The following is a 15257-nucleotide window of genomic DNA, read 5'->3' on the forward strand; positions in this document are numbered from 1 at the left end:
GTCCCGTTATTCGATGGCCTTGGCGATGTCCTCGATGACCTTCTTGGCATCCCCGAACACCATCATGGTTTTGTCCAGGTAGAACAAATCATTATCCAGCCCGGCATAGCCGGTGGCCATGGAGCGTTTGTTCACGATGACCGTCTTGGCCTTGAAGGCGTCCAGGATGGGCATGCCGGCGATGGGGGATTTGGGATCAGTGCGCGCGGCCGGATTCACCACGTCGTTGGCCCCCAGCACCACGGCCACGTCGGCCTGCGCGAACTCGGGGTTGATGTCCTCCATCTCGAACACCTGGTCGTAGGGCACCTCGGCCTCGGCCAGCAGCACGTTCATATGCCCCGGCATGCGCCCGGCCACCGGGTGGATGGCGTATTTCACGCTCACCCCGTGCTCGCCCAGCTTTTGCGCCAGTTCCTTGAGCGCATGCTGCGCGCGCGCCACCGCCAGCCCGTAGCCCGGCACGATGATCACGCTCTCGGCGTTGGTCAGCAGGAAGGCCGCGTCGTCCGGGCTGCCCGAGCGCACGCTGCGCTGCTCGGCCGCGCCCGCCGCGGCGGGCGCCGCCTCGCCTCCGAAGCCGCCCAGGATCACGTTGAAGAACGAGCGGTTCATCGCCTTGCACATGATGTACGACAGGATCGCCCCGCTCGAGCCCACCAGGCTGCCGGCGATGATCAGCATGCTGTTTTCCAGCGAGAAGCCGATACCCGCGGCCGCCCAGCCCGAGTAGCTGTTGAGCATGGACACCACCACCGGCATGTCGGCCCCGCCGATGGGGATGATGATCAGCACCCCCAGCACGAAGGCCAGCGCCAGCATCAGCAGGAACGGCGTCCACTGCGCGCCGTACCAGAAGGCCAGCCCCAGCCCCAGCGTGGCCAGCGCCAGCACCAGGTTCAGCGCATGCTGGCCGGCAAAGCGCACCGGCGCGCCCTGGAACAGCCGGAACTTGTACTTGCCCGACAGCTTGCCGAAGGCGATCACCGAGCCGCTGAAGGTGATGGCCCCCACGATGGCCCCGATGAACAGTTCCACCCGGTTGCCGTGCGGCAGCGCCATGCCCGCGGACGGCACGATGCCGAAGGCATGCGGCTCGGCCACCTCGGCGATCGCGATGCACACCGCCGACAGGCCGATCATGCTGTGCATGAAGGCCACCAGCTCGGGCATCTTGGTCATCTGCACGCGCTGCGCCATCACCGAGCCGATGGCCGCGCCCACCACCAGCGCGAGCAGCACGTACACCAGGCCCGAAGCGCCGGCCTCGCCACCGATCTTCACGATCAGCGCCACCGTGGTCAGCACGGCCAGCGCCATGCCGAGCATGCCGAACAGATTGCCGCGCCGGCTGCTCTTCGGATGCGAAAGGCCCTTGAGAGCCTGAATGAAGAACACCGAGGCCACGAGATACAACAGGGTGACCAGATTCATGCTGAGGGTCATGACAAATCCTTGGAACTATGCGGGGTCGTGCTTCAGGCGCCCGAGCCGGGCGTCGCACGTTCCTTCTTCTTGAACATCGCCAGCATGCGCCGGGTCACCAGGAAACCCCCGAACACGTTGACCGAGGCCATCGCCACCGCCAGCATGCCCATGACGCGCCCCACCGGCGTGACGGTCAGCGCCGCCGCCAGCATGGCCCCCACGATGATGATGGCCGAGATGGCATTGGTCACCGACATCAGCGGCGTGTGCAGCGCCGGCGTCACCGTCCATACCACGTGATAACCCACGTAAATCGACAGGACGAAAATGATCAGGTTGATCACCAGCGGGGAAATCTCATGCATGTTCGTTCTCCGGTTCGCGTCGAGTCTCAGGAGTTCTTCCTGCGGACCTCGCCGCCCTGGGTGACCAGGCAGGCGTTGACGATGTCGTCTTCCAGGTTCACCACCAGCCCCTTGTCCTTGTCCAGCACCAGCTTGAGGAAGTCCAGCACGTTGCGCGCGTACAGGCTGGAGGCGTCGGCGGCCATCATCGAGGGCAGGTTGGTGTGCCCGACGATGGTCACGCCGTGCTTGAGCACCACACGGTCGGCCTCGCTCAGCGGGCAGTTGCCCCCCTGCGCGGCCGCCATGTCCACCAGCACCGAGCCGGCACGCATGGAGCGCACCATCTCCTCGCTGACCAGCGTGGGCGCGCGCCGCCCCGGGATCAGCGCCGTGCTGATCACGATGTCGGCCTGGCGCACCCGCGCGGCCACCTGCGCGGCCTGGCGCGCCAGCCACGACTGCGGCATCGGCCGCGCGTAGCCGCCCACGCCCTGCGCGATCTCGCGCTCCTCGTCGGTCTCGAAGGGCACGTCGATGAACTTCGCCCCCAGCGACTCCACCTGCTCGCGCGCCGCCGGGCGCACGTCGGAAGCCTCCACCACCGCGCCCAGGCGCTTGGCCGTGGCAATGGCCTGCAGCCCGGCCACGCCCGCCCCCAGCACCACCAGGCGCGCCGCCTTGACCGTGCCGGCCGCCGTCATCAGCATGGGCATGAAGCGCGGGTACAGGTCGGCGGCCACCAGCACCGCCTTGTAGCCGGCGATGTTGGCCTGGCTGGACAGCACGTCCAGGCTCTGCGCGCGCGTCGTGCGCGGCGCCGCCTCCAGCGCGAAGGCGCTCAGCCCCGCCGCCGCCATCGCCCGCAGCCCCTCCTCGTCGAAGGGCTCGAGCATGCCCACCACGGCCGCGCCCGCGCGCATGCGCCCGAGCTCCTCGGCCTGCGGGCGGCGCACCTTCAGCACCAGCTCGGCGCCCAGCGCCGCCTCGGCGTCCACCAGCTTCGCGCCGGCCGCCTCGTAGTCCGCGTCCAGCACCCCGGCGCGCAGCCCCGCCCCCTTCTGCACCAGCACCTCGTGCTGCTGCCCGACCAGTTTCTTGACGGTTTCCGCGGTGGCGGCAACCCGCGCCTCGCCCGCCACGATTTCGGCAGCGACTCCTATGCGCATGGGATTTTCTCCTCCTGGGTAGCGACGGATTGCCCGCCGTCCCGGCGGTCATCGTCGGGAGGCAGCGCGCAAAGCCGTGGGATATTGATTTCCGCATAAGACCGGCCCCGTTGCCGCGCCATGCGCCGGGAGCGAGTTGAAAATATCGCCGACCCATTGCGGAAGAAACGCGAGTCTAGCCGCGGCCCGTGTTGGGGACAAGCTTCTGAAATATAGAACGCGATAAGCCATGGGCATAGGCTCCTTCCCGGGCGTCTGGATCGGTGATCGCTCCGGCTCCAGCGATAAGAACCGAGAATCGGGGTTTCAACGGATCGGCGGGCGGAGGCCGATCACGGAAAATACGCGGGTGCCGTCGCCGGGTGCCATGCCCCGGGGAATAAACACCGCGATGCGGTTGCATTTCGCGACACCAGCGCGAAATTCCTTCAAATTGGGAGACTCTTGTGAAGCATCAGAAAATTTCATCCTTGGCCGCCTCGCTGGCGGTGGCGTTCGGGGTCTTTTCCGCCAGCGCGCACGCCGCGGGCACGGTGAGGTTCGACGCCGTCGTGGAACTGTCCGGCGCCGGAGCGATCTCGGGGGGCAATTTCGATCGCGGCGCGAAGATGGCCGTCAAGGAAGTCAACGCCGCCGGCGGCCTGCTCGGCAAGACCATCGATCTGCAGAGCTACGACACGCAGAGCAACCCGGGCGTGGCCAGCGCGCTGATCCGCAAGGCGGCCGACGACAAGGCCTACGTGGTGCTGGGCCCCGGCTTCTCCGGTTCGGTGATCATCGCCGAGAAGCAGGCGCAGATCGCGCGGATTCCCGACCTGGTCGGCGCCGAGGCGAACAACATCACCCAGCAGCACAACCCCTACATCTTCCGGACCTCGCTGGACCAGGCCCAGTCGATGCCTTCGGTGGCGCAGTTCATGGTGCATGACCTGCACGCGAAGAAGGTGGCGCTGGTCTGGGTGAACAACGACTTCGGCAAGGATGGCCGAGACAGCATCCGCGACAACCTGAAGAAACTCGGCGCCGACATCGTCACCGACATCCCCGTGGAGCAGGGGCAGGTGGACTTCACCAGTTCCATCCTGAAGGTGAAGAACTCCAAGCCCGATGCCCTGTTCCTGTACCTCAACGAGGGCGGCGACGCGCGTTTCCTGGTGCAGGTGCGCAAGTTCGGATTCGACAAGCCGATCGTCGGACAGTCCTCGCTGGCCAACCCCTCGGTGATCGAACTGGCCAAGACGGCTGCCGACGGCGTGTACTGCCAGGTCGGCCTGACCACGGCGGACAAGTCGCCGCTGATGCAGAAATTCATCTCCGACTACGAGAGCGCCTACAACGAGGTACCCGATCAGAACAGCTTCAAGGGTTATATCGCGGTGCAGACCGTGGTTGCCGCGACCAAGAAGCTCGGGAAATTCGATTCGCAAGCGCTGGCCGACGAATTGCACAAGGCCAAGCTGAACGTCAAGCAGGATCCCGGCGTGCTGCTGGACCTGAGCTACGAGCCGAATGGGAATATTCTGCGCAAGAGCTATATCGTCAAGGTCGAGAATGGCAAGCAGATTGTTGTGAAGGAATTTCCGGCCTCGGCTGCGAAGGGTTGATGTAAAGGCCCTGGAAATGCCTTGAAGCGGCCGCCGGGTTACCCCGGCGGCCGTTTTCACGAATGATTATGAAATCGAGATGGAACAGTTTCAGGCTGCGTGAAGGTGCAGGCTTTCGTCCACGGAAAACAAATGCGCGGCGCGCTGCAGGTGGGCCATGAAACATCGGATCGACGGCGCCTTCATCGCGTCGGCCCTGAGCACGGCGCCGATTCTCACCGAAAGTTCCGGGAGATCCAGCGCGAGGGCCTGCACGGTGCCGTCGGCGAGGGCCTGCCCCAGCAATTCGGCGGGAACCAGTCCCACGTAACCCGCGTGCAGCACCAGGCTCAGCAGGGCCAGACTCGAATTCACCGCGACATCCGGCGGCTCGGCGTGGATTCCGGCGGCCTCGTACAGCTTCCTGGCGCAGCCGCCGTCTCCCGCCGCGCCCAGATGGACCCAGTTGGCGTCCACGAGTTCACCCAAGCCGCAGGCGCGGGTATGGGCGCCGCCGCGGCGCGCCACGACGGCCATGCCCGAGCTCATCAGGCGGTGCGCCTGGAATTCGCCGTCGCCCAGTTGCGCGGGAAGACTCGCGACGGCGATGTCGGCGTCACCGCTGCGCAGCGCCTCCAGCTGTTCCAGGAAGCAGGCTTCGGTGATGCGCAGGCGGATGCCGGGGAACTCGGCCGCGAAACTGCGCAATGCCTGCGGGACCAGGCGCGACAGTCCAGCCGCGCAGGCACTGATGCGGAGCTCTCCGCGCATGACGCCGCCGAGCTGGGCGATCTGCTGTCGCGCCTGCACGATCTCGGTGTGCACGCGCCGCGCATGTTCGAGCAGCAGGCGTCCCTGCTCGGTGGGGATCACTCCGCGTGCGTTGCGCACCAGAAGCGGAGCGGCCAGTTCGAATTCCAGATCCTTGATCATCTTGGTCAGCGCCGGCTGCGAATAGCCCAGGCGCTTGCCGGCGCTGCGCAGGCTGCCGTCCTCGATGGCGGCCACGAAGGCTTGCAGGGCATGGAGCTTCAAGGACATGGCGGGTTTCGCTCGTCGGCTGGGGCTCAGGCCTCGAGCGCGCGGGCACCGGCCTGCGCGACCTGGGTGTCCTGCTCCGACGTGGCGCCCGACACCCCGATGCCCCCGACCAGCTTGCCGTCGCGCAGCAAGGGCAGGCCGCCCTCGAACAGGCAGATGCCGGTGGCGGACAGCAAGCGCAGCGCCATGCCGCCCTGGGTGATGGCTTCCTCGAAGACCTTGGTCGGGCGCTTGAAGTGGGTGGCCGTCCTGGCCTTGGCCTGCGCCAGGTCCAGGCTGGCGTACTGGGCGTGGTCCATCTTGTGCAGCACAACCGGGTGTCCCGTGCTGTCGTACACCGCGATGACCATGGCCCATTCATTGCGCTGGGCCTCGGCGAAGGCCGCGTCGGCGACCCGCCGCGCTTCGGCGAGGGTGATCGGGGTTCCGTATTCCAGAATGGGCATCGTGCTTCCTTTCGATCAGGGGCCCGACCTGCCGCGTGCTCCGCGGATGCCGGGTCATGCAAGAGGAAAGAGTGTGGCCCGGGATCCGTTCCCGGGCCACACGAAACGGCAGGTCGTCTGTCTGCCCTGGAGAAAAACCTCAATAGCGAAGTTGCGCGGTCTCCCGGATCTCATCGGAACTCGCGCTTGGAAAGCCGAAGAATTCGAGGTAGGCGGGGATCATCTCGAACAGCATGTCCAGGCCGGTCTGGATCGGGCAACCTCGTTCGCGCGCCGCGGCAAGCAGCGGGGTGATCTCGCGCTTCATGACCACGTCCGCGACCAGACTGGTCGGCGCGAGTCGGCTGGGGTCGAAGGCCAGCGGATCCTCGTCACGCATGCCCAGCGGGGTCGCGTTGCAGACCAGATCGAATCCATCGGGATCGTTCGTCCCCAGGCGCAGACGCAGTTGCGGGAAATGCTCGCGCAGCCGCCCCGCCAGACGGTCGCGGCCTTCGGTGTCGATGTCGAACAACTGCAGTTCGTCCACGCCGGCTTGCGCGAGGCTGGCGGCGATCGCCGAGCCGACGCCGCCGCAGCCCGACACCAGCGCGCGCAGACCCGGCAGCTTCAAGCCCTTGCGCTGCAGCGCGCGCACGAATCCGATGCCGTCGAATTGGTCCGCGGCAAGTTGTCCGTCGGGCAGGCGCACCACCGCATTGCAGGCGCCGGCGATGCGGGCCCCGAGCGAATGCGTGTCCACTCGCTGCATCGCCGCCGCCTTGAAGGGCATGGTGACAAGGGCGCCGCGCAGATTGGAAAGACGCATGATCGCGTCGAAGCCGGCGTCGAAATGTTCCGGCCGCACGCCCATGGGGACGACGACAGCCGGGATGCCCTTGCGGGCGAACCAGGGGTTGTAGAGCATCGGCGCGCGGAACGATTCCGTGGGGTGGCCGATGTGTGCGATCAGTTGGGTCTTGCCGTCAATCAAGGCAGTCTCGCTATCGGTGGGCCATCAACGCGGGCTGGCGATGCCCGGAGGCAGCGCGCGCAGCCTTGCAAGGCCGCGGCTCAGCCAGCCGAGCAGCGAGGCGGCGTGCAGGCGCCATCCCGTCGCCCCGCTCGACGCAGGCCGCGTGCCCAGGGGCTCCAGCGCCGCGTGCGGCGGCCGCGCGAGGTCGGTCAATCCGTCGAGCACCAGCGGCTCGGGCGGGCTGGCGGCCAGTCTGGCATGGCGCGATTCACGCATGGGATGGAACCTCTGAACCTGGAAGTTCGGTGATGCTACGCAGGCGGGGCCTGCGCTCCCAGCGACTCCACGCAGCCGGTGCGCGCAGAACGCGCACAAGCGTCCGGTATGCGCGCAGCTTTTAGTCGAAGGCCCACGCGCCCAGGCAGGTGGGGCCGACGCGGCCCCTCCACAGACGGCGCGCGCCGGACTCCGAGCCCGCGCCGCTGGCCACCATGAGCGGCAGCAGATGCTCCTCGCGGGGATGCGAGGCCCTGCCGCCCGGTGCATCGTGCCAGAGCGACAGGCGTGCGCGGCGCTGTTCCTGGCCGCCGGCGAGGGCTTCGTCCAGCCAGTCATGAAAGGCGAAGGAATCGGCGGCGTGGGCCTCGAAGTGCATCAGGTTGTGATAGCTCATGCCGGCTCCGATCACGAGGACGCCTTCGTCGCGCAACGGGCGCAGCGCCCGCCCGAAATCGCAGTGCAGGCCGGGTTCCAGACCGCGCTGCAGGGACATGGCCACCACAGGAATATCGGCCTCGGGAAACATCACCTTGAGCGGAATGAACACGCCGTGGTCCCAGCCGCGCTCGGGGTCCACGCGCGCGGCGTGGCCTGCCTCGCTCAGCAGCGCGCAGGCGCGTTGCGCCAGCGCCGGCGCGCCCGGGGCGTCGTACCGAAGCCGGTAGGTCTCGGGCGGGAAGCCGCTGTAGTCGTAGATCAGTCCAGGACGCGCGCCTCCCGTGAAGGCCGGCACTTCGGTCTCCCAGTGCGCACTCACCTGCAGGATGGCCCGCGGAGGCGTTGCGAGCAGGGTGTGCACGCCGCGCAGAAAATCCTCGGTTGCCTGGTAGCGCTGCTTGCGCGGGCCGCTCATGAAGAACGACGGACCGCCGCCGTGGGGAAGGTACAGCGAAGGCATGCGCGCGGCGCTCATCACGGGCTCCCGGAAACAAAGTGCGCGCAGTCTACTGGCAGGTGCGCCGGCGTGCGAGCTAGCCGAAGCCCGGTAGGACGGAGTCTTCCAGCATGTCGGGGTCCTCGTGCAGCACGATGCCGCGCCAGGTTCCCTCGGCGGCCAGGCCGCGCACCAGTTCGCGCAAATGCTCGCGCACCGCGTGGGCGGCCGGCGAGAGCTTGTCCGGGGGTTGCGCGTAGAGGTAGTTCTTGCGCACGATCGGATGGTCGGAGATCTCCACGCAGCGCCAACCGTGGCTGCTCGCGGGGCGCGCGAACAGTGCCGACACCGGCTGGATGCTCAGGCCGATGTCGCGCTCCACGCAGTTCATGAGCAGCGACAGCGAATCGATCTCCGCCACCGGCTGCAGGGGCACGCCGCCATGCTCGAATTCCATGGCCAGGCGCCTGCGCAGGCCATGCGCAGCCGTGGGCAGGATCAGCGGCAGCTCGGCTACCTCGCGCAGGCTCAGGGCCTGCACGTGTGAGGGGATGCGCGAGCAGCAGCCGGCCGATGCGATCACGAACAACTGCTCGTCCAGCAACGGCTCGGACACCAGTTCGATCGCCGGCAGCTTGCGGAACAGCACCGCGATGTCGAACTGCCCGGCGCGGGCCAGCTGCTCGAGGTGTCCGCTCATGCCCTCGATGATGTTGAGCAGGATGCCCGGGTGGGTGCCGCGAATTCGTTCGAGCAAGGGCAGACCGAGGGCTCCCAGGGTGGTGGGCGCCAGCCCGACGCAGACCTGCCCGGTGAGTTGCGAGACTTCCTGGCGCGCGATCGCCTTGGTCTGGTTGAACTGGCGCAGCAGGAAGATGGCATGGTTGTACAGCGCCTGCCCGTGCGAGGTCGGCCACACGCCGCGCGCGGTGCGGTTGAGCAGCTTGCGCCCGATCTCGTCCTCCAGCTTGGCCAGTTGCTGGCTCAGGCTGGGCTGCGACACATACAGCGTCTGCGAGGCCTTCGCGAGGCTGCCGCTTTCGACGATCTGCACGAAATAGCGCAACTGACGCATTTCCATCGAGGGTCCCCGGGGCTCGCCGCCGCCCTGGAGATGGGCGTGCGCGGCCGAGCGGCGCAGCTTAGCAATAGGCCGCTCCTATAGCCAGTATCGGTCGAAAGTATTTGTGCGAATGGCTGCGCGATCCGTACGCTGCGCCACACCATGCAAGTCAGCTCCACGCATCACCAGGCCGCAGCGTCGGCGAAGTCTCCGGCATTCGCGGACTCGCAGGAAATTCCCGACGTGCTGGTCATCGGCGGAGGTAACGCCGCGCTGTGCGCCGCCATCAGCGCTCGCGAGCAGGGTGCGTCCGTGCTGCTGCTGGAGGCGGCGCCGCAGGAATTGCGTGGAGGCAACAGCGCCCATACCCGCAATCTGCGTTGCATGCACGGTGCGCCCACGCTGACATTGACCGAGGCCTACGGCGAGGACGAGTACTGGGAGGACCTGCTGCGCGTCACCGGCGGGCAGACCGACGAAGACCTGGCGCGCATGGCCATCCGCGGCTCCGCGCAGGCCCTGCCGTGGATGACGCGCCAGGGCGTGCGCTTCCAGGCCTCGCTGACCGGAACCCTGCAGCTCTCGCGCACCAACGCCTTTTTCCTGGGCGGCGGCAAGGCCCTGCTCAACACCTACTACCGCCGCGCCCGCGAGCTCGGCGTGCGCATCCGATACACGGCACGGGTCGACGAGCTGCACATCGGGGGCGGGCGATTCGAGGCGGCGACCGTGGAAGTCGGAGGACGCGTCGAACGCCAGCTGGCACGCAGCGTCGTGCTGGCGGCGGGCGGCTTCGAGTCCAACCTGCACTGGCTCCGGGATGCGTGGGGAGATGCCGCGGGCAATTTCCGCATCCGCGGCAGCGCGTTCAACCAGGGTGCCGTGCTGCGCCAGGTCATCGACGCGGGCGCCGTTGCCGTGGGCGACCCCAGTCAATGCCACGCGGTGGCGATCGACGCACGTGCACCGCGATACGACGGTGGCATCGTCACTCGGGTGGATGCTGTCTCGCTGGGCATCGTCGTGAACAAGATGGCGCAGCGCTTCTACGACGAGGGCGAGGACTTCTGGCCCAAGCGCTATGCGATCTGGGGAAGATTGGTGGCGCGCGAGCCCGACCAGATCGCCTATTCGATCGTCGACGCCAAGGCGATCGGGCGCTTCATCCCGCCTGTCTTCCCTCCGTTGAGCGCGTCCAGCGTGCACGAGCTTGCCGGCTTGCTGGGTCTGGACCCGCAGGCCCTGCAGGGCACCGTCGACGGCTTCAACGCCAGCGTGTGTCCGGGGCGCTTCGACCACACCGTGCTCGACGATTGCCGCACCGAAGGGCTCGTGCCCCCGAAGTCTCACTGGGCCGTCGCGCTGGATACGCCCCCCTATTACGCCTACCCGCTGTGCCCGGGAATCACCTTCACCTATCTGGGTGTGAAGGTCGACGCGTCGGCGCGAGTCCAGTTCGAGCACGCGCCGGCCGGCAATGTGTTCTGCGCGGGCGAGATGATGGCCGGAAACATTCTGGGCAAGGGCTACCTGGCGGGCATCGGCATGACCATCGGGACTGTGTTCGGGCGCATCGCCGGCAGCGCCGCGGCGCAACAGGCCCTGGCCGCGCGACGCGCCGTGGGCATGCGGAATTCCTGAGACATGAACGCACCGATTCGCATCGACATCCAGCCCGCTACCCCGCAGCTTCCGCTTGCCGACGCGCAACAGGAGACCCGGCGGGTGGTCGACATCTGCAATGCCTGCCGCTATTGCGAGGGCTTCTGCGCCGTGTTCCCGGCCATCGAGCGGCGCCTGGATTTCAGCTCCGGCGACCTGCAGCACCTGGCCAACCTGTGCCACAACTGCGGCGCGTGCCTGTACGCCTGCCAGTACGCGAGCCCGCACCCCTTCGAGGTCAACGTGCCGCGGTCGCTGGCGCGGCTTCGCGGGCACAGCTACGAACACTTCGCCTGGCCGGCGGCGTGGGCCGGCTTGTTGCGCAGGCAGGCGCCGTGGACTTTCGCCGCACTCTCCTTAGGACTGGGTGTGTTCCTGTTGCTGGGCACGCTGCACGGCGGCTGGCCGGCCGCGGGCAGCGCGGACTTCTACGCTGTGGTTCCGCACGACTGGCTGGCCGCGCTGTTCGGGGTGCTGGCGCTGTGGATCCTGCTCAGCATGGGCATGGGCCTGCGCGCCTACTGGCGCTTCATCGGCGGGCGGATTCCGGCGGGGCAGGGGGCGCCGGCGGCCGCAAGCGCGGCGGCCGACGCGCTCAGCCTGCGCTACCTGGACGGAGGCGGTGGCGGCTGCCACGACACCGACGATGAGCCCTCCGGCGCGCGCCGGCTGCTGCACCATCTGCTGGCCTATGGCTTCGCCATGTGCTTCGCGGCGACCTGCGTGGCGACCTTCGAGGCCTACGGGCTGGGGCGCGCTGCGCCCTACGCCTGGAACAGCCTTCCGGTCGGGCTGGGGTTCTCCGGGGGTGTGATGCAACTCGCAGGGGCGGGCGGCCTGCTGCGCCTGCGTCTTTTGCGCAACCCCCAGCAGGGCGACCCCGCGCAGCGGCCGATGGACCTGTGCTTCCTGGCCCTGCTGCTGGCGACCAGCGCCAGCGGGCTGATCCTGCTGGGTGCGCGCTCCACGCCGGCGATGGCGCCGCTGTTGTGCCTCCACCTGGGAATCGTCGCGGCCCTGTTCCTGAGCCTGCCCTACGGCAAGTTCGTGCATGCCGGGTACCGCGTGCTGTCCCTGTTCCGCGACGCGCTCGAGCGCCGCCGCGCCCCGGGGCCGGCGCTGGGCGGGGATTGAAGCGTCCGCGCTGGCTGGCGGCTCCGACACGACGACACGACCATGAACACGATCCCCAATCTCATCGACGGCCGATGGCTCGACGGCGAGCACACCATCCCCGTCACCGACAAGTACACGCTGGAAGTGTGCGCGCAACTGCAGTGCGCTTCGCGTGCCCAGGTGGCGCAGGCCGTGGCCGCCGCGCAGGACTCCTTTCGCGCCCGGCGCCTCGGCGCAAGCGAGCGTGCGGAACTGCTCGAGCGGGCAGCCGTCCGGCTGGAGCAGCGAGGTGCCGAGCTGGTGCAGGCCATGCAGCGCGAGGCCGGCTTTCCCGAGGCCGACGCGCAGGGCGAGCTGCGGCGCTGCCTGCAGACCTTCAAGCTGGCGGCCCAGGAGGGCCTGCGCATCACCGGAGAGGTGATTCCCATCGCCAGCGCCCCGGGCCAGGAGGGGCGCATAGGCTTCACCCGGCGCGTGCCCCTGGGCGTGGTGTGCGCCATCACCCCATTCAATTCGCCGCTGAACACCGTGGCGCACAAGGTCGCGCCGGCTCTGGCGGCCGGCAACACCGTGGTGCTCAAGCCCTCGCCACACGTGCCCACGCCCGCCAACATGATGGCCCAGGCGCTGCTGGACGCGGGGTTCCCGGCAGGGCACATCGCCGTGGTCCACGGGGGCGCGGAAGTAGCCGACGCCTTGCTGCAGGAGCAGACCGTGCGCTTCTATGCCTTCACCGGGAGCACCGAGGTGGGCAAGGCGATCCTGAGCAAGACAGGGCTGCGGCGCACGCAGATGGAACTGGGCAGCATCGCCTTCACCCTGCTCGATGCCGACATCGACAGCCGGCGCGTGTTGCCCAAGGTGGTCAACGCGGCCTATCGCAAGGCGGGCCAGGTGTGCACGTCCATTCAGGTGCTGCTGGTGCACGAGAGCATCGCCGACGCGGTGTCGGGGGAGCTCGCGGCGCGGGTCGCCGCCTTGCCCCATGGAGACCCGCGCGATCCGCGCACCGTGGTCGGGCCGATGATCAGCGAGACCGCGGCCGCCCGGCTGCAGGCGCGCATCGAAGCCGCCCTGGATGCCGGGGCGCGCAGGCTGGCCGGCGGTGCGCGGGAGCGCGCCGTGCTGGCTCCCACCCTGCTGGCCGACGTTCCTGAGCGAGCCGAAGTGCGCTGCGCCGAGATGTTCGGGCCGGTGATGTCCATCCTGCCCTTTGCCAGCGTGGAGCAGGCTTGCGCGACGGTCAATTCCACGCCCTACGGCCTGGCCAGCGGCTATTTCACCAACGACCTGGACCACGTGTTCGAGGCCATGGAGCGACTTGACGTGGGCGGGCTGCACATCAACGAGACCTCCAGCTCCAGGGTGGACCTGATGCCGTACGGGGGTGTCAAGGACAGCGGCTTCGGACACGAGGGACCGCGTTACGCCGTGATGGAATTGACCGAGCAGCGCCTGGTGACCATGCGTTCCTCCCGCAATTGAAAGGAAACTCCGATGCCGACGATGAATGGCGGGCAATTGATCACCCAGCACCTCGTGGACGAGGGCGTGCCCTACGTGTTCGGCGTGTGCGGGCACGGAAACGTGGGCATCCTCGATGCCTTGCACGAGCAGCGCGACCGCATCCGGCTGATCTCGCCGCGCCACGAGCAGTGCGCGGGCCACATGGCGGACGCCTACTTCCGCGTGCGTCATGAGCCCGTGGCAACCTTGACATCCACCGGCCCCGGCAGCGCCAACATCGTGATGCCGCTTGCCACCGCGCTGTCCGACTCCTCGGCCTTCCTGGCGATCACCGCCAACGTGCCCAGCACGCAGCAGAACCGCGCGCCCTTCCAGGAGCTGTACGCGCACAACCAGGCCGATTTCTCCAGTGTGCTCAAGCCGGTGGTCAAGCGCGCCTTCCAGCCTTCGCGCGTGGAGATGCTGCCGCTGGCGATGCGCCAGGCCTTCGACACCATGCTGATCGGGCGCCCCGGTCCGGTGAACATCGATGTTCCCTACAACCTGTTCCAGGAACAGGCCGAGCTGCGAACCCAGGCGGGGCAGCGCAACGGGAGCCATCGCCCCGGTGCGTCGGACGAGGACCTCGCGCAGGTGGTGGAACTGCTGCGCCAGGCGCGCCGTCCGGTGATGTTCATCGGGCACGGCGCGACCCTTTCGGAGGCCGGCGAGGACCTGGCCGCGCTGCAGCAGCGCCTGGGCATCCCGGTGATCACCTCGCCGAACGGCATGGGCTGCGTACCCTCCGGGGATCCGCTGACCCTGGGCTTCATCGGCCGCAACGGTACCTATCCCGCCAACGAGGCGGGGCGCCAGGCCGACCTGGTGCTGGCCATCGGGGCGCGCTTCGATGACCGTTCTTCGTCGAGCTGGATCCCCGGCTATTCCTGGAATTTCCCGGCGACCAGGCTGGTACACGTGGACATCGATCCGCAGGAGCTCGGACGCAATTACCCGCCGACGCTAGGCCTGATCGCCGATGCGCGAACCTTCGCGCGCCAGCTGCTGCGGCGGCTGCATGCCGAGGACGGGCTGGACGCCACGCCCTATGCGGCCTGGCGCGAGCAGGTGGCGGGATGGAGCGCGCAGTGGGAAGCCTACGTGGCGCCGTCCCGTGAAGCTTCGGCGCAGCCGCTGCACCCCATGAGCGTGGTCGCGACTGCCCAGAAGGTTCTTCCCGAGGACGTGGTGCTGTGCCTGGACTCAGGCGTGCACCACAACTGGTTCATGCAGTTCTGGAAGCCTGCGCGGGCGCAGAGCATGCTCAACAGCTGGGGCTATTCCTCCATGGGATTCGGCGTCTGCGGGGTGCTCGGCGCCCAGTTGGCGGCACCCGAGCGGCCGTGCGTCGCCGTGGTCGGGGACGGCGGGTTCACGATGACGCCGTACGTGGTGGCCACCGCGGTGGAGTACCAGCTGCCCTGCGTGTGGGTGGTCTGGAACAACTTCGCCTGGGGTGCGATCCGTGACCTGCAGTACGGGCTGTTCGAAGGGCGCGAGATCGGTACCGCCTTCTACCACGGGGACACCGGCGAGCGCTACAACCCGGACTTCGCTGCCTGGGCGCGTGCCTGCGGCGCCGAGGGCATGACGGTGCAACGTCTGGCCGATCTCGGCCCGGCCATCGAGCGTGCGCTGGCCCTGCGCCGGCCCTGCGTGATCGACGTGTTCGTGGATGGCGACATCCGGCCGCCTTCCACCGGCACCTGGCAGCTGCCGCCGATTCCCTATCGGGAGCCGGTGTACGGCGCGCGCCATCTGGCCGGCGGCGGGCCGGTCTGACCCGCGCCG

General features: G+C 68.2%; 15 protein-coding genes. 5 read left to right on the forward strand and 10 right to left on the reverse strand.

The features are described 5' to 3' along the window. Positions 1 to 6 precede the first annotated feature (6 nt). The 4 genes from D466_RS0116940 to D466_RS24170 all read right to left on the reverse strand — a co-directional run bounded on the left by D466_RS0116940 (position 7) and on the right by D466_RS24170 (position 3409). Positions 7 to 1446 carry an NAD(P)(+) transhydrogenase (Re/Si-specific) subunit beta gene (locus tag D466_RS0116940; RefSeq protein WP_018914567.1) on the reverse strand — a complete coding sequence of 480 codons (1440 nt, stop codon included), beginning with the start codon at positions 1444 to 1446 and terminating at the stop codon, positions 7 to 9. Positions 1447 to 1478: 32 nt separating this feature from the next. Continuing rightward, positions 1479 to 1793 carry an NAD(P) transhydrogenase subunit alpha gene (locus D466_RS0116945; RefSeq protein WP_018914566.1) on the reverse strand — a complete coding sequence of 105 codons (315 nt, stop codon included), beginning with the start codon at positions 1791 to 1793 and terminating at the stop codon, positions 1479 to 1481. Between the two features lie 26 nt (positions 1794 to 1819). Then, on the reverse strand, positions 1820 to 2941 hold the full coding sequence (locus D466_RS0116950) for a Re/Si-specific NAD(P)(+) transhydrogenase subunit alpha (RefSeq protein ID WP_018914565.1): 1122 nt from the start codon (positions 2939 to 2941) through the stop codon (positions 1820 to 1822). A gap of 306 nt (positions 2942 to 3247) precedes the next feature. Continuing rightward, the gene (locus tag D466_RS24170) at positions 3248 to 3409 is read right to left on the reverse strand and encodes a hypothetical protein (protein WP_156004409.1); all 162 of its coding nucleotides are present in this window, start codon (positions 3407 to 3409) and stop codon (positions 3248 to 3250) included. A gap of 2 nt (positions 3410 to 3411) precedes the next feature. On the opposite strand from D466_RS24170, the gene D466_RS0116955 reads away from it, so the two are divergent. Continuing rightward, positions 3412 to 4545 (forward strand): ABC transporter substrate-binding protein, encoded by a 1134-nt coding sequence (locus D466_RS0116955; RefSeq protein WP_018914892.1) that lies wholly within the window; start codon positions 3412 to 3414, stop codon positions 4543 to 4545. A 90-nt stretch (positions 4546 to 4635) separates the two neighbouring features. Here D466_RS0116955 and D466_RS0116960 read toward each other — a convergent pair whose 3' ends face one another. The 6 genes from D466_RS0116960 to D466_RS0116985 form a co-directional block, all read right to left on the reverse strand. After that, positions 4636 to 5565 carry a LysR family transcriptional regulator gene (locus D466_RS0116960; protein WP_018914893.1) on the reverse strand — a complete coding sequence of 310 codons (930 nt, stop codon included), beginning with the start codon at positions 5563 to 5565 and terminating at the stop codon, positions 4636 to 4638. Positions 5566 to 5591: 26 nt separating this feature from the next. Then, positions 5592 to 6011 (reverse strand): heme-binding protein, encoded by a 420-nt coding sequence (locus D466_RS0116965; RefSeq protein ID WP_018914894.1) that lies wholly within the window; start codon positions 6009 to 6011, stop codon positions 5592 to 5594. 139 nt (positions 6012 to 6150) lie between these two features. Continuing rightward, complete coding sequence (locus D466_RS0116970) at positions 6151 to 6984, reverse strand: shikimate dehydrogenase (RefSeq protein ID WP_018914895.1); 834 nt, start codon at positions 6982 to 6984, stop codon at positions 6151 to 6153. A gap of 24 nt (positions 6985 to 7008) precedes the next feature. Continuing rightward, entirely contained in the window at positions 7009 to 7242 is a 234-nt protein-coding gene (locus D466_RS0116975; RefSeq protein ID WP_018914896.1) for a hypothetical protein, read from the reverse strand. 121 nt (positions 7243 to 7363) lie between these two features. After that, entirely contained in the window at positions 7364 to 8158 is a 795-nt protein-coding gene (locus tag D466_RS0116980) for a class III extradiol ring-cleavage dioxygenase (protein ID WP_018914897.1), read from the reverse strand. Positions 8159 to 8216: 58 nt separating this feature from the next. After that, on the reverse strand, positions 8217 to 9200 hold the full coding sequence (locus D466_RS0116985; protein ID WP_038166664.1) for a LysR substrate-binding domain-containing protein: 984 nt from the start codon (positions 9198 to 9200) through the stop codon (positions 8217 to 8219). Between the two features lie 216 nt (positions 9201 to 9416). On the opposite strand from D466_RS0116985, the gene tcuA reads away from it, so the two are divergent. Genes tcuA through D466_RS0117005 form a run of 4 tightly spaced genes read left to right on the forward strand, consistent with a single transcriptional unit; the run spans position 9417 to position 15248 of the window. Next, complete coding sequence (gene tcuA, locus D466_RS0116990) at positions 9417 to 10823, forward strand: FAD-dependent tricarballylate dehydrogenase TcuA (protein WP_026285410.1); 1407 nt, start codon at positions 9417 to 9419, stop codon at positions 10821 to 10823. A 3-nt stretch (positions 10824 to 10826) separates the two neighbouring features. After that, a complete protein-coding gene (tcuB, locus tag D466_RS0116995) occupies positions 10827 to 11978 on the forward strand; it encodes a tricarballylate utilization 4Fe-4S protein TcuB (protein ID WP_018914900.1) in 1152 nt (383 codons plus the stop codon). Between the two features lie 42 nt (positions 11979 to 12020). Continuing rightward, the gene (locus D466_RS0117000; protein WP_018914901.1) at positions 12021 to 13445 is read left to right on the forward strand and encodes an aldehyde dehydrogenase family protein; all 1425 of its coding nucleotides are present in this window, start codon (positions 12021 to 12023) and stop codon (positions 13443 to 13445) included. Positions 13446 to 13457: 12 nt separating this feature from the next. Then, the gene (locus tag D466_RS0117005; RefSeq protein WP_018914902.1) at positions 13458 to 15248 is read left to right on the forward strand and encodes a thiamine pyrophosphate-binding protein; all 1791 of its coding nucleotides are present in this window, start codon (positions 13458 to 13460) and stop codon (positions 15246 to 15248) included. Positions 15249 to 15257 lie beyond the last annotated feature (9 nt).

This window comes from Thiomonas sp. FB-6, from assembly GCF_000377645.1.
In the GTDB taxonomy this organism is placed as follows: domain Bacteria; phylum Pseudomonadota; class Gammaproteobacteria; order Burkholderiales; family Burkholderiaceae_C; genus Thiomonas_A.

Coding starts and splice junctions, on each gene's coding strand:
- D466_RS0116950 (WP_018914565.1), bottom strand. CDS start 2,941: ATGCGCATAGGAGTCGCTGCCGAAATCGTGGCGGGCGAGGCGCGGGTT.
- D466_RS0116980 (WP_018914897.1), bottom strand. CDS start 8,158: ATGAGCGCCGCGCGCATGCCTTCGCTGTACCTTCCCCACGGCGGCGGT.
- D466_RS0116940 (WP_018914567.1), bottom strand. CDS start 1,446: ATGACCCTCAGCATGAATCTGGTCACCCTGTTGTATCTCGTGGCCTCG.
- D466_RS0116960 (WP_018914893.1), bottom strand. CDS start 5,565: ATGTCCTTGAAGCTCCATGCCCTGCAAGCCTTCGTGGCCGCCATCGAG.
- tcuB (WP_018914900.1), top strand. CDS start 10,827: ATGAACGCACCGATTCGCATCGACATCCAGCCCGCTACCCCGCAGCTT.
- D466_RS0116965 (WP_018914894.1), bottom strand. CDS start 6,011: ATGCCCATTCTGGAATACGGAACCCCGATCACCCTCGCCGAAGCGCGG.
- D466_RS0117000 (WP_018914901.1), top strand. CDS start 12,021: ATGAACACGATCCCCAATCTCATCGACGGCCGATGGCTCGACGGCGAG.
- D466_RS0116975 (WP_018914896.1), bottom strand. CDS start 7,242: ATGCGTGAATCGCGCCATGCCAGACTGGCCGCCAGCCCGCCCGAGCCG.
- D466_RS0116985 (WP_038166664.1), bottom strand. CDS start 9,200: ATGGAAATGCGTCAGTTGCGCTATTTCGTGCAGATCGTCGAAAGCGGC.
- D466_RS24170 (WP_156004409.1), bottom strand. CDS start 3,409: ATGAAATTTTCTGATGCTTCACAAGAGTCTCCCAATTTGAAGGAATTT.
- D466_RS0117005 (WP_018914902.1), top strand. CDS start 13,458: ATGCCGACGATGAATGGCGGGCAATTGATCACCCAGCACCTCGTGGAC.
- D466_RS0116945 (WP_018914566.1), bottom strand. CDS start 1,793: ATGCATGAGATTTCCCCGCTGGTGATCAACCTGATCATTTTCGTCCTG.